This window comes from Salinisphaera sp. G21_0, from assembly GCF_017744115.1.
GTDB lineage: Bacteria > Pseudomonadota > Gammaproteobacteria > Pseudomonadales > Endozoicomonadaceae > Endozoicomonas.
The window spans coordinates 58,829-72,784 of record NZ_JAGHQW010000005.1 but is presented as its reverse complement, the minus strand read 5'-3'; the positions used below and the strand labels follow the sequence as shown (position 1 = coordinate 72,784).

Annotated in this window: 12 protein-coding genes and 1 tRNA gene; all 13 read right to left on the bottom strand. The window is 51.6% G+C overall.

Annotated features, from left to right (window positions below; all coding sequences use genetic code 11):
* Positions 1-58: 58 nt before the first annotated feature.
* On the bottom strand, positions 59-508 hold the full coding sequence (locus tag J7439_RS03925; protein ID WP_209200523.1) for an ATP synthase subunit C: 450 nt from the start codon (positions 506-508) through the stop codon (positions 59-61).
* A 2-nt stretch (positions 509-510) separates the two neighbouring features.
* Complete coding sequence (locus J7439_RS03920) at positions 511-2,358, bottom strand: V-type ATP synthase subunit I (RefSeq protein ID WP_209200522.1); 1,848 nt, start codon at positions 2,356-2,358, stop codon at positions 511-513.
* A gap of 34 nt (positions 2,359-2,392) precedes the next feature.
* Positions 2,393-3,019: a V-type ATP synthase subunit D gene (locus J7439_RS03915; RefSeq protein ID WP_209200521.1), complete on the bottom strand. Its 627-nt coding sequence runs from the start codon at positions 3,017-3,019 to the stop codon at positions 2,393-2,395.
* Positions 3,020-3,024: 5 nt separating this feature from the next.
* On the bottom strand, positions 3,025-4,428 hold the full coding sequence (locus J7439_RS03910; RefSeq protein ID WP_209200520.1) for a V-type ATP synthase subunit B: 1,404 nt from the start codon (positions 4,426-4,428) through the stop codon (positions 3,025-3,027).
* A gap of 410 nt (positions 4,429-4,838) precedes the next feature.
* Positions 4,839-5,846 carry an ornithine carbamoyltransferase gene (argF, locus tag J7439_RS03905; protein WP_209200599.1) on the bottom strand — a complete coding sequence of 336 codons (1,008 nt, stop codon included), beginning with the start codon at positions 5,844-5,846 and terminating at the stop codon, positions 4,839-4,841.
* Between the two features lie 333 nt (positions 5,847-6,179).
* Positions 6,180-7,994, bottom strand: a complete 1,815-nt coding sequence (locus J7439_RS03900) for an RING finger protein (RefSeq protein WP_209200519.1) — start codon at positions 7,992-7,994, stop codon at positions 6,180-6,182.
* Positions 7,995-8,023: 29 nt separating this feature from the next.
* Positions 8,024-8,794 (bottom strand): PepSY domain-containing protein, encoded by a 771-nt coding sequence (locus tag J7439_RS03895; protein WP_209200518.1) that lies wholly within the window; start codon positions 8,792-8,794, stop codon positions 8,024-8,026.
* Between the two features lie 80 nt (positions 8,795-8,874).
* The gene (locus J7439_RS03890) at positions 8,875-9,825 is read right to left on the bottom strand and encodes a 5-oxoprolinase subunit C family protein (protein WP_209200517.1); all 951 of its coding nucleotides are present in this window, start codon (positions 9,823-9,825) and stop codon (positions 8,875-8,877) included.
* Positions 9,792-10,520 (bottom strand): 5-oxoprolinase subunit PxpB, encoded by a 729-nt coding sequence (gene pxpB / locus J7439_RS03885; RefSeq protein ID WP_209200516.1) that lies wholly within the window; start codon positions 10,518-10,520, stop codon positions 9,792-9,794. The genes J7439_RS03890 and pxpB overlap by 34 nt, the downstream gene beginning before the upstream one ends.
* Positions 10,517-11,260 carry a 5-oxoprolinase subunit PxpA gene (locus tag J7439_RS03880; protein ID WP_209200515.1) on the bottom strand — a complete coding sequence of 248 codons (744 nt, stop codon included), beginning with the start codon at positions 11,258-11,260 and terminating at the stop codon, positions 10,517-10,519. The genes pxpB and J7439_RS03880 overlap by 4 nt, the downstream gene beginning before the upstream one ends.
* Before the next feature lie 4 nt (positions 11,261-11,264).
* Entirely contained in the window at positions 11,265-12,515 is a 1,251-nt protein-coding gene (locus tag J7439_RS03875; RefSeq protein WP_163369720.1) for a valine--pyruvate transaminase, read from the bottom strand.
* A 126-nt stretch (positions 12,516-12,641) separates the two neighbouring features.
* On the bottom strand, positions 12,642-13,610 hold the full coding sequence (locus J7439_RS03870; protein ID WP_209200514.1) for a P1 family peptidase: 969 nt from the start codon (positions 13,608-13,610) through the stop codon (positions 12,642-12,644).
* A 238-nt stretch (positions 13,611-13,848) separates the two neighbouring features.
* Positions 13,849-13,924 (bottom strand) — tRNA-Glu (locus J7439_RS03865).
* Between the last annotated feature and the right edge of the window lie 32 nt (positions 13,925-13,956).

Sequence of the window (13,956 nt, the reverse complement as noted above, 5' to 3'; positions counted from 1 at the left end):
GAAAAGCTTTTCTCCGTGTTCTTCGTGTCCTTTGTGGTTCCAAATCTTTTACCCATCATCAGGCGGCGATGCCCTGGCCCATAACCAGTGCGAATACGAAAGCAAATACCGCAAAGCCTTCTACGATCGCAGCAGGCGCAATCGAAAGGCCAAACACTTCCGGCTTGTTCTTGGAAGCATTGATGGCCGCCGCAACCGCCTGTCCCTGGTAGACGGCAGAGTACATCAGGGCAACACCGGTCAGCAGACCAATACCAAACAGACCAGGAGCGCTGGCCAGAGTGACGCCGATGCCACTCAGGGTAAACATGATGACAATGCCGTAAATAACCTGGGAAGATGGCATGGCCGAGAGACCGACGAACTTGCCGTAGCCGCTCTCCACATCCAGCATCGCACCACAGGCAGACTGTCCGGCGACGGAACAGCCGATTGCAGAACCCACTGCACCCAGAGCAACCGGTGCGAAAACACCTACCCAACCCAGTGCGATAATCAGTGCATCCATTGTTAATCCTCTTTACTAAAAGTTGTTTGCTGGTTAAAGGTCGTTCTTTGGTTAAAGACTTTAAATGGGTAGCCTTCGTCAGACAGTCCCCAGTTGACAAATTCAATGACGTTAAGACGCATGCCGTGAACCACACCGCTCATGATGCACAGGGCAAAATTCAGCAGGTGACCCAGCAGCAGAATGATTCCCGCAAACAGCACACCGGTGACGGGGCTGGAATTAAGAACGTCCATGGCCAGAGAGTTAAACGTCATGGCCAGGGATGCACCGGACAGGCCGAGGGCAAACAGGCGCATGTAACTGAGTACATCACCAAAAGCACTGGTAATGTTGTAGACGGCTTTCAGGCCATCCAGCATTCTCAGAATAAGGTCCTTGAAGGATGTCACTTCGCGGCTGCTGGAGAACAGGAATACCAGCAGGGCACCGGCAATCATCAGCCCCGGGCCAATGGTGGATTGAAACGCCGCTGGCAGCGTACCGGTCATCCCCAGCCACAGTGTCAGACCACCACCCATCAACCCCGCCCAGCCCAATGGTGCCAGGGCATAACTTGAGCCACGATTGACAATCGCCGTCATGACGTTGGCAACGATCAGGTGCGCAACACCGATCACCACCGACAATTTCATCATGGCGTTGTAATCGTTGAGGTCGATAAAGGCCAGACGGCCAAATAAGCTGCCACTGTCCGGTGCCGCACCGAAGTAACTGCCGATAAAGACACCCCAGACAATACCCACACCGGACATAAAGTACGCCAGATTCATCAGACGACGACCGGTTTCACTCTGCCGGAGCTTGCCCCTGAACAGGAAAACGATCAGTCCGAAAATCAGACAGTACATGGCATCACTCATGATCATCGCGAAGAACAGCGAGAATGAGTAAAACACCACATTGCCCGGATCCCAGGCGCGGTAGTTGGGTGTCTGGAAGAAGCCAAGGGCATCCGCACCACCACCGGTTCCAGCCGGTTTGTCCAGTAACGTCGGAGGATTGTCGTCTGCCGTCGGGTCTTCAAATATTGCCGCAACACCGTGGGCAGCCGTGAAGGCTTCAACATTGGCCTGCTCAGCCACCGGTACCCAGCCCTGCACCAGGAAGAAGCTGTCTTCATCCATAGTGCCACTGGTGGCCTGCTGCAGATCTGCACTGTCCAGACGGGCGGCAAGCACCTGATCCAGAAGGTAGTGCCAGCGTGTCAGCGCTTCTCGCTCAGCCAGCAGATCTTCGATGGCATCCTCTGCTTCATCGAGCATCTCTTCCAGGCGGGAAAGGGGAATCTTACCCACATGAGAACGATGCACAGGAAGCAGAAAGTCCTCGGGCTCCTTGTCAGAAAGAACGATGACGTAACTGTCTTTCTGGCTCTGATGGATCAGCTCCCAGGGCAGCTCGCACTGTTTAAGGGAGTCCCTGAGCGTCGGCAGTTCACCATTGGGCAGAACATAGAACCAGAACCGTTGACCATTCAGGTCAGACAGGGCAGGAAAAGTAAACTCGCCCCAGGGACGCACTTCCCGAATCCGTTCCTGCAGCTTGTCGCGAATATCGGACTGCTCACGGAATTTGGACTTGTTGTCCAAAATCTTATGAACGATGTCGTCTACTCGGGCAGCATCCTTATGTTCACGAAAATTGCGAATCTGCCTTCTCTGTTTTGGGCTGCGCTCCAGCCACGCTTTCGCTTCACTGGCCTCCGCCGGCTGCACCTGAACCTCAACCGGTTTATCGGTTAATGGAATCAGATGCAGACAGCCCAGGGATTGCAGCTCTTTCAGGATGCCGCTCTTCTCCTGGCTCGGCCCGTAAAGGGTGATCTTTTTCAGTCGTTTAATAGCCATAATCAATGCTTTCGCAGGTTATACCACCCGGATATCAGCCCACCTGCGAATGACCTCCTTTGGCTTCCTGGGCCAGAACCTTGCCCTTGGAGAGCTTGGCGTTCATTACGCTGGCCCGGTCCTGGTCAGACATATAGATCTGGATTTTCTGTATGTTCTTTCTGGTCTGGGGAATCAGCACCTTGGAGAACAGGTTGACCCGCTGGGAGGTGGTACGTGTCGCCTTGTCCAGCTCCCTGTGGCGCAGCTGACGAACCTGTAGTTCTATTCTCAGGCGAATCATCTGCTGCAGGAGCTCAACCAGGTAATCAACCCAGTGGGGTTTGGCCAGATCACTGTAGGGTGTCAGCGCAATTTCAATGTGCTCGACCAGAGGAACCGATGTACCGACAATATTTTCCTGGGTCAGGCGCACATCCGTCACCTTCACCAGGTTATCCACCGGAACATCCTGTCTTGCCAGCATCGGCAGCTGCTGTCTGACCAGCTCCTCCACCTCCGCCAGATTTTCCCGCGTCTGTGCCAGCGCCTCTTCGGCCTTTTTACGTTCCATCATCAGCTGCTGACGCTTGAGTTCAAGGGCCGGCAGATAACGGTTGTACGTCTTTAAACTGCGCTTCTCTTTGTTTAATGAACTTTTGTTGAGAGCTACCTTGGCCATGATAATTACGCCTCAGCTGCAGCTTCAGAAGCTTCCTCAGCTCTCTGTGAATCACTTTCTGATGAAAGCTGCTCCGGGTTGGGCCAGTATTTTTCCAGCAGACTCTGTTTCATCAGGGTCTCTTCCGGTCCAAAGCATTCAGCCATGGTCTGCCAGCACTTATCCAGCGCTTCTTCCAGGGACATGGCAGCGTCCAGAGACATAAAGCGTCTTTTGAACAGCTTGCCGAACTTGATGGTTTTCAAGTCATAGCTGGACAGTTCAAAGGCCATGGCCTGTTTCTGGGCGGCATTCACCGAGTCCGAGTAGAAACGAATCATGGTATTCATGATGGCGGGATGGTCTTCGCGGGTTTCTTTACCCTGAACCATCTGCTTCAAACGGGACAGAGAACCAAATGGATCCAGGTGCCCTTCGTGCAGGTAGAACTGACCTTCGGTGATATAACCGGTGTTGTCCGGAACCGGGTGGGTCACGTCATTGCCCGGCATGGTGGTCACCGCCAGAATGGTGACAGAACCGGCACCTTTGTAGTCACAGGCTTTTTCATAACGACGCGCCAGCTGGGAGTACAGATCCCCCATATAACCACGGTTGGCAGGGATCTTGTCCATGGCCACACCAATCTCTTTCATGGCGTCGGCGTAAGAGGTCATGTCGGTCAGCAGAACCAGCACCTTTTTGGACTCTTCGACGGCGAAGTGTTCTGCCACCGCCAGCGCCATATCCGGCGTCAGCAGACGTTCAACCGTCGGGTCAGACGCCAGGTTGGTGAACATAACGGTACGGGCAGAGACACCAGCTTCTTCAAAGGTGGTGCGGAAGAAGTGGTAATCATCGAAGATCAGACCCATGCCGCCAAACACTACGACATCCGCCTCTGCCTGAATGGCGATACGGGCCAGGAAGCGGTTGTAGGGTTCACCGGCGACGGAGAAGATAGGAATTTTCTGGGACTCAACCAGGGTGTTGAAGACATCGATCATGGGCACATTGGTACGCACCATGCGGGAAGCCAGTACACGACGAACCGGGTTTACCGAAGGCCCGTCGATCTCCACCCTGGGATCCTGTTCCAGGGCAGGGCCGCCATCAATGGGCTCACCGGCACCGTTGAAGATTCGCCCAAGAATATTGGGGGAGTAGGTGGTCTTCATGGGCTGGCCCAGGAAGCAGACTGACGCACCGGTGGAGAGGCCCTTGGTGCCGGCAAAAACCTGGAGAGAAACCTCTTCATGGTCAATCTTGATGATCTGCGCCATGGAGTAAGTCTGTCCATCCTGCTCAATCAACGCCAGATCACCATAGTTGGCCTGGGCATTACCCTCAGCCAGGTTAGGAACGTGGACGCGAATGAGGTCACCAACGATGCTGAGAATATTGGTGTATCGCAATAGGCTCTGGGGCATTACTGCTCCTCTATACTGCTGGGAAAAAAGAGAATGGACATAGGCCCAGGAGATCATCAGTCATGCAGGTAACGCTGAGTAAGTGTGATACGCCTCATTGCACACAACATAAGCCAATTGTCGTATGTTTAAGCTAATAAGCCCAAACACTGATCTGTACTGCTGGCTCTATCCAAGCCTCCTGTAAAACAACTTTTTCGTCTCATTAATACAGTCACCTCAGTACTTTACAGGGAAAGTGCTGAGGAACCATTTCGGGTAACGAATGGAAATCAACAGATTAAACATCTAATAGAGTAGACAATTCCACGGGTTTCGCAGAGTTCTACCTAAGCAGCAGGTCAGACTTATTGCTTCGTGTCATTCTGGAAGGTAGCCATCGTTGACACGCACTACTGACACTCTAAGGGCTAACGACTGTTACCCAATGTTTCCACCATCACCGCCTTGATGGTATGCATCCGGTTTTCTGCCTGATCAAAGACAATAGAGGCGTCAGACTCGAACACATCCTCAGTGACTTCCAGGCCGTTCATACCAAATTTGTCAGCGACTTCTTTTCCAATCACCGTGTCATCGTTGTGAAAGGCTGGCAGGCAGTGCAGGAAACGGACATTGGCATTGCCTGTTTTCTGCATCACTGTCTGATTCACCTGATAAGGTTTCATCAGGTTGACCCTTTCATCCCAGGCTTCCATCGGCTCACCCATGGAAACCCAGACATCGGTGTAGAGGAAATCACAACCCGCCACCGCTTCATCCACCGATTCGCTAATGGTGATTTTGGCACCGGTTTCCCGGGCAATTTCCCGACATTGCTCGATAAGCGCAGGGTCAGGGAAGAATTCTGCCGGGGCAGCAATTCTGAAATCCACCCCCATTTTCGCAGAGCCCACCATCAGCGAATTAGCCACGTTGTTGCGCCCATCTCCGAGATAGCAGAGTTTCATCTCACTCAGTGAACGACCATTGCCGTATTCCTGCATGGTCAGAAAATCCGCCAGCACCTGGGTTGGGTGCCAGTCATCGGTCAGACCGTTCCATACTGGCACCCCTGAATAAGCCGCCAGATCTTCAACGTGCTGCTGCAGGTGGCCACGAAATTCAATGCCGTCGTACATACGCCCCAGTACCCGGGCAGTATCTTTCACCGTTTCTTTGGCCCCCATCTGCGAGCCACCACCGATATAGGTGACATTGGCCCCCTGATCAAAACAGGCCACCTCAAAGGCACATCGGGTTCGGGTCGAGGCCTTTTCAAAAATCAGGGCAATATTTCGCCCGGTTAAATGCTGCGCCTCAGTACCGGATCGCTTTGCTGCTTTCAGCTGTGCGGCACGCTCCAGCAAGTGGCTGATCTCCATTGGAGAGAAGTCCAGTAGCTTGAGAAAATGACGGTTCTGCAAATTCTTCTCGATATCAACAGTCACAACAGTCATATACAGTTTCCTGTGTCAGGTCATTTCTTATTCTTTCTTACACTTTTCGTGTCAGGCCAGCGGTCCTTACGTAGACAGTAACGATACCATTACTGCTTGCGGTCAGGATTCAGGGAGTAACATCATCCCCAGACCGGTTATTGCTGTCCAGCTCCAAATCGAACTTCATTCGGGCATAGACTAGCGCCGGACGATACGGAAGACATTACGTAAAAATACGTTTCCAGACTTTATCCCGATTATTGGGCTTCTTATTTACTGCAACTTTACCTATGAAAACAGCTTCCCTGACAAATGCATGCCTACCGGAGGCTATTCAGAGGGATTTTCCCGGGTTTGAGTTGGGACAAAAGAGGTAATATGTGCCTTATGAACTTGGTAGCCGCTCATGAACACCTTACAAAAGTCACAAATATCAGCAATGCTGGACGAGCACTGGGTGGAAACCGACCTGTCTTTCATATTCACCAGGTACAGTCTGTCGGTATCACAGACCAGCATCAGAATCTTTTGCGGATCAACAGATAAACCTGACTCGAAATCCATCAGAATGTAGTCCGTTTGGTTAGTGGCCCGTGCTTCATACATCTCTGTCAGGGCATTAACTACCTGATGCTGCAAGCGGCTCATTTGTACACCTAACTCAGCCTCGCTCATGGGCAGACCCGGCATCTGACCAACTCTGGTCCTCAAAAAGAGAATTTTCTCTTGCTCCTGGCAATAACCAAGCTCGGACATTCGGGCAATCACATGCTTGACGGTCAGTTGAGAATTCCGCAGACCGCCCTCAATCATGTTACTCAGCAGGACAACCTTTTCAGCATCCTCTTTACGGATGCGCTGCAGACCAAGACTCCGGGCAGCAGCAAGAAGAATCCCCCGGTCATTTTTTGACGGTATCCCTTCTCCGAAATCCCTCGGAGGGTACTGCTGAACAAACGCCTTGACATCGATGCTATCCAGAGCTTCGGCATCAGACTCCCCATCCAGGGTCGGACGAACAAAGATAGCCTGGGTTGCACCATTGGTCAGCATAAGGAACTGGAGGTATTTCACCAACTGGGTACCACTGGCAAAACTCCCGAAACCCAGCCGCCCAAGGAAACGGCTCGATAACTGCTCACTGAAGGTAAATAGAAATATCAGGCCAGGCTTTGTCGATTTAGTCGGTTCAGGCTGATGACGAAAGATTCGCACCACTGGCGAAACCGGTTCCGGGTAACCCGTTACCGGATTCTGTCGCAGGCAGGCGAAGGTAACAAAAAACGGGTGATCCGGCTCCAGCTGATCGAGATGTTGCTGCATAGCAGTAAAGAACACATGGGCACCTTCGGGCTTGTCAATATCCATCTGCCTGCCGCAAAGACAGCCTTCTTTCTGACATATTTTCTGCCATTTCGGTACCACCCCGCGAGCCATCATCTCCCTCAGAAACTTATAATCACTGCCACTTGCGCTTGCCAGAGCGAGCAGCTCTTCTGGCTTGAATATTTGTGCCAGGAGCCGCTCAAATCCCATTCTCATACGGACTACATCGATCTCCTGTGAGGGACGAACGATGCTTTGCCGGGCAGCTGCCGACAGGAGAGGATAAGGAGCCTCTGATGAAGTCAGCTCCTGAGGGCCCAACGGGGAACGGTATATTTGAGAATGTGCACTTTCACCGCCACCCTCCGCCCCAACAACAGGCTGATTTTCGGTCACTGATAGCCCGGACACCCCTGAAACGGCAGCAATTGAGCCAGCCTGTTCACTGGCAGGTCCACTATCGGAGGCACGATTCGGTTCACGGCCACCCTGAGCCAGTACTGGTTCAAAAAAGGACCAATCGTACTTCTTTACTTCTTCGCCAAAATCAACATTCCTGACAAATTCAACGGGCATTATTATATTGCAGGTTGAACACGGAGTGATCTCTCTGGTCATCACAACAGTACAGCCATAGTGGTAGTTGTGTCCGCAACAACGGGAAGCCATAAAGGGAGGACGCTCGATATACTCTGTACAAAACCGACAAAACCGACGATCGATAATCTCCTCAGTTAACGGTTGTAACTCTCTGGCCTGACTGCCGACACCAGAGCCCTGGGCCGGAGTATTTGGTAACAGGGCTCGGCCTGGATCCACAAAGGCTCTCCTCAGTAAATGTTATTAAGTCAAATCCAACCCAACGGCGTAATTCTGTCCTCAATCACTTCCCCGTCAACTGCATTTACCACCATCTTATGTCTTATATGATTGTCATCCAGAAAAATGATTTCCCTGACATTCATATTGTTTTTGACACTGCTTCGGGTTCTCAGCACAACCATCCCACGGTACTTTTTCCGTGCATTTTTGATAATCTGCTCAAGGGATATCTGCTTGCCATCCGGTTTCAGGTCATACGTTACGTCTGTGATCACCCTGCCGGTATAAGCGTCCATCGTTAACTGACGACGCTTTACCTTAAACTGTTTATCAGCCAACTCTATAGCATAGACCATATTGCCACCCTGCCTCTCCAGCCAGGTTCGAATTCTATTTGCTCCAGGGTACTTCCTTTCCACCTTTGACAAGATCTCTTCCATTGGCATGGGTACCTGCATAGGGGCATGATCTATCTGCTTGCCACTGAAAGCACCATAAACAACGCGCTCCAACTGGTTATTGGCATCAATAAAGTCGATGACAAACACCTTCTGCTGCTCCTCTTCCTGCAACCGGGCTGAGTATACGACTACGTCAGAAGCCTTATTCCCGAATGTATGTCGGGTTCTGGCTATCAGCTGGTCAAGGGGCACCATGGATCTCAACTTACCAGGCTGTTCAAGGTACGCAGGTGTTGCAGGCACAGTACTGCCCGCAGCAAAAACCGCAGATATAGACAAAGCTGCGCCCGCCAATACGCCGAACACCATCTGCACAGGGAAACTGAACACATTCATCGAGTCTCACCTCTTTTCAGACAACTGTAGAATTGTTTTGCCATAACGCAAGCAGCAATACCTGACGGGAAAACGGCAGGTTACAGGTTAAAGAAGGAGTAGAAGCTTTTTAATTTTTGTCCTGCTGCCTGAAAAGATATCGGCTGAAAACGTATCGGGGTTCCGGGCATTGCCTGTGCCAGCCTGTTCAAATCCAACTGGGCAACACAGCCGAACTTGGGGTAGCCACCCAGTGTCTGATGGTCGCGCATCAGAATAATTGGCTGCCCATTTTCAGGTATCTGAACAGCCCCCAGGGCGATGCCTTCAGAAATCACGCCGCTGAAGGGAGGCGTAATTTTAGCCCCTGCCAATCGATACCCCATACGGTCGCTATTGGGAGAAAGCGTGAATTGGGTCTGATAGAGACTTTTCCGGCTCTGTGCAGAAAAAGCCCGGGCCTGATACGACTCCATCAGATTAAGGCTCAGTGGCCCGGCATATTCCGGGATATACCGGGCAGGCACCATGCGGTTTATGCCGGGTTTAAATACCTCTTTGGAAACGGTCTTGAGAGAATCCCCCTGCCTTATGAGGCAACCACTGTCTTCCTTCGTAACTCTGGCCCCTAACCCACCAATACCATCCCTTACCACGGTCGCCACACTGCCGAAGACTGTGGGTGCAGCAAAGCCGCCGGGAATGGCCAGATAGGCTCTCAGCCCTTTTTTGGGAAACTGAAATGATAACGTATCGCCTTTATCCAGATGCAGGGTCCGCCACCCTTCAACAGGCTGACCATTGACTCTGGTTGCCAGATCAGCCCCTGTTAACGCCAGCGTGATGGCTTGATGCGCTAAAAATCTTGCCTGTCCACCGGTTATCTCCAGCTGGGAACAAAACATACGGTTTCCCAGAAGATAATTTGCCCAGCAATAAGCATGCAGATCCATGGGGCCACCCTGGGCCAGGCCCTGGTAACCCATTCCCGTTCGACCAGTATCCTGAAGCTGCGTCATCATCCCCGGATCCAGGATTTCCAGTGCGACCACAAAGTACCTCCAAGCGCAAAAAACTCATCCCGTGATATAGGCTGGAACTGCACAGATAAACCCACAGAGAAAGGTGACATGGGCGCTTTATCAAAATCAATCAGAGAAACCGGACAATTCCCAATAATCTGCCAACCGCCCGGGGAGTCTGATGGATAGACGGCGGTTTGCTGGTCAGCAATCCCGACACTGCCAGCTGGCAGCATTTTTCGGGGCTCAGACTTTCTTGGCGTGGCAATAGCGGAGTCAACTGACCCCAGGAAAGCAAAACCAGGGCTGAAGCCGATAGCACAAACGACATAAGTCGACTGACTGTGAATCTGGATAACATCTGCCACTGTGCGGTTATGAAACTGTGCTACCTCCGGTAAATCCGGCCCCGTCTCCAGGCTGTAATAAACGGGTAAGGTGATTATCTTACTGACCTTCCGGTCACGATCATCTTTATCATCAGACAGGAAAAAAGCATCGACCAGCACCTGCAGCCTGCTTTTTAATTCGATAAAATCCGTTTTCAGCGGGTGGTACTGAATATAGATGGTCGTATAAGAAGGGATAACTTCAATAAGCTCTGACGGATAGCTACGTCTGATATGGTCAGCCATATCGCCTGTTTTTACCGCCAGCTGAGTATCAATATGATCACCCAGCCGTATGATCAACGCTGTTTCTGAGACAGGCTGGATATCCATCATGACGTAGTGTCTGCCGACTTTACAATCTGATGAATCTGCTGGATTAGCGCTATGGCGTCAGGATTATCCCCATGAACACACAGACTATCGGCGTTCAGCTTCAGCCGCTTTCCGCTGATGGTGCTCACTTCCCCCGAGAGCAGGCTTCTCACCTGCTGAAGAATCGTGGCTGAATCCCGGTGAACAGCCCCTGGCAAGGTTCTTGATACCAGCAAGCCATGATCGTCATAAGCCCTGTCTGCATAGGCTTCATAAATCAGTGGCACTGAATACCTGTCAGCTGTCTTTTTTTGCAACGCATTATTGCTCAGAGCCTGAATCATAAGCGCTGGTTTGATATCCATGTTTGCAGCAGCAATCACAATGGCTTCAAACACATCAGGGTTATTCATCATCCCATGATAAAGGGCTCCATGGGGTTTAATGTACTTTACCCGGGAGCCATACTGCTGACAGATAGCATCCAGTGCGCCCACCTGGTAAGCCACAAGGGCGGTGATGCTTTCAGGGCTGTGGGGAATGGGACGTCGACCAAACCCGGCCTTGTCCTGATATCCGGGGTGAGCCCCAATCGTGACACCGCAGTCTACCGCCTGTTGCACGGTGTCACTCATGGTATCGGGGTCAGAAGCGTGAAAGCCACAGGCAATATTGGCCATATCAATCCATGGCATCACCGCCTGATCATTGCCCATTTGCCAGGGGCCAAAACTCTCCCCCATATCACAATTCAGCCGCACGGGTTTACCTGTAAAGTTTGTGTACTTCTTCCGCCAGAATAGTCAGCCCCTGTTCAACGTCCTGATGATCACGGGTATACGTCAGCCTGAGGCATTCATGCTTATGGGGCCAGTCGTCGTCTATGCCCGGGAAGAAGTAATGCCCGGAAACCACCAGCACATTCCTTGCCTTCAGTCGTTCATACAGTTCCAGACTGGAAACAGGCAGTCCTTCAAACCATAGCCAGAGGAACATTGCCCCTTCTGGTTTATGAACATGCCAGGGAATATCACCCAGTTTCTCTTTGAGGCAGTTCACGGCAAACTGAGCCTTCTCTTGATAGTAAGGACGAATCACATTCTCACAAAGAGCGTTAATACTGTCATCCCGGATCATATCCAGTGCCAGCAGGCTGCCAGTACTGTTTGGAGCCAGATTCATAATGGCATTAATACCCGACAGTGCTCTGATAACCTGCTCATTGGCAACAACAATACCGGTTCTGACCGCCGGAAGCCCCAGTTTGGAAAGGCTCAGGCAAAGAATGGTGTGTTCGTTCCAGCGGGGAGTCGCTTCGGTAAAGATCAACTTTGGAAACGGCGTGCCGTAGGCACCATCAATGATCATGGGAATATCATGTTGCAGGGCCAGGCTATCGAGCCGCTCAATTTCACTATCTGTCAGTACATTACCGGTTGGATTGGTGGGGCGTGACACACAAATGGCACCAATACTGTCATCAATCACCAGCTCCTGAAAATCCACCCGGTATTTGAACGTATGCTGATCCAGATGCTCAATTTCAGGCTTATTGGCCGCAAAAAAATCATCACTCAGCCCGGCATCGGCATAGCCGATGTATTCCGGTGCCAGCGGTAACTGGATACGCTTGTGCCCGCCATCCCCATAGCGTCCGGCAAACATATTGAACAGCATAAAAAAAGCGGCCTGGCTGCCATTAGACAAGGCAATATTGTTTGCCGTCAGCTGCCAGCCAAACTGACGATTAAGAAAAGCCGCCATCTCACGGACAAAGTCTTTTTCTCCCTGAGGAGGATCATAGGTACCCACCAGTCGGGTAAACTCCGCCTGACTCTCGGTAATTTGCCGCAGTCGCTGCCTGAATACGGCTTCCACTTCAGGGATATGGGCCGGATTACCGCCGCCCATCATAATCATATCTTTACCATCAGCAAGGGCATTACCCAGATCATCCATTAATGAAAGGATGCCGGAATGGCTGGTGAATTTTTCGCCAAAGGCAGAAAGCTTCATGCTTACCCCTGATTTATTCTGGTCATAGGATAGTAGAGGTGCTGTTATATAATGATGAACAGAAGCTGTCCACCGTCTAACCAGTCACGGGCCGGATATAGAGGCAGACTTATTACCAGAAAAGGATTATTTTGCACGCATATCGTGAATGGACGGTAAGCCACCCGCGGATGTTGCCGCATAAACGGCACGATGTATCGCCTGTTCCACAGCCTCCGCCCCGACAATGCCCAAAACATTTACATCAGCATCCACTTCTCCGGTTGCTGCGCTGAAAATGGTATCACCATCGTACATGGAATGTGCAGGGCGAATGGCACGCGACAAACCATCATGCCCCATTTGTGCCATTTTTAAAGTCTGGGCTTTGGTTAATTTCCCGTTAGTCACCACCACGCCGATGGTGGTATTTGCCCCGGGCAGTGCTTGAACGGCCTGGTCATTCATTAAGAGATCCATACCAGAAACAAACCGCTGTCCATCTTCGCTCCTGGTGCCGGCAATAAGCTTCTCACCGTTAACAACATCTCCCCAGGCATTAACAGCCATCACGGCACCAACGACCAGCCCTCCTCTCAGACTGATGGCATAACAACCGATGCCACTTTTTGTAGCGCGGTCAAACCCGGCAATTTTACCGATTGATGCTCCGGTACCTGCGCCAACATTACCTTCTCCAATGTCGCAACGACTGGCCAACCTGGTGGCTTCATACCCCATTTGCTCACCGGGTCGGGCAGAGGCATCACCGACCGACTGGTCAAATAGCACTGCACCGGTGACAACCGGAATCCTGATGAAGCCTGTGGGTAAACCAATGCCCTGCTCCTCCAGATAACGACTGACCCCATTCATACTTTCCAGACCCAGCGCACTGCCACCACAAAGCACAATGGCATGGACAGAATCCACCAGGTTTTCAGGCCTTAGCAACTCCGTCTCCCGGGTTCCGGGAGCGGCACCGCGCACATCCACACCCGCCGTTACGCCCTGGTCAAAGCGCAGCACCGTCACTCCGGTCAACCTTTCGAGATCTGATGCATGACCAATGGCCAGGCCGCTAATTGAAAACAGCTCATGCCGCTGAGTAGTCATCTGCAGAACCTGTGACACGGATAATAAGTGGCTGGTCATCTGGAGTTTTTCGTTCTTCTCCGCTTGACCGTTTTTTCATTCGGCAACCGGTAAGATAGTCAAACAGGCCAAAGCTTGCCCTGGTTTTGAAGAGCAGCGTGGAAGATATCGTTGAATACGATACTGAACAGAAGGATGCTGAAGAAAATTGAAATCTTGATCAAAAATGGCAGGTACAAGGGAGTTTCAGGCAGGAAATTGGCGTCCCCTAGGGGACTCGAACCCCTGTTACCGCCGTGAAAGGGCGGTGTCCTAGGCCACTAGACGAAGGGGACGCAAACCTTCGTGCATTGCTGCAGCGGACGGG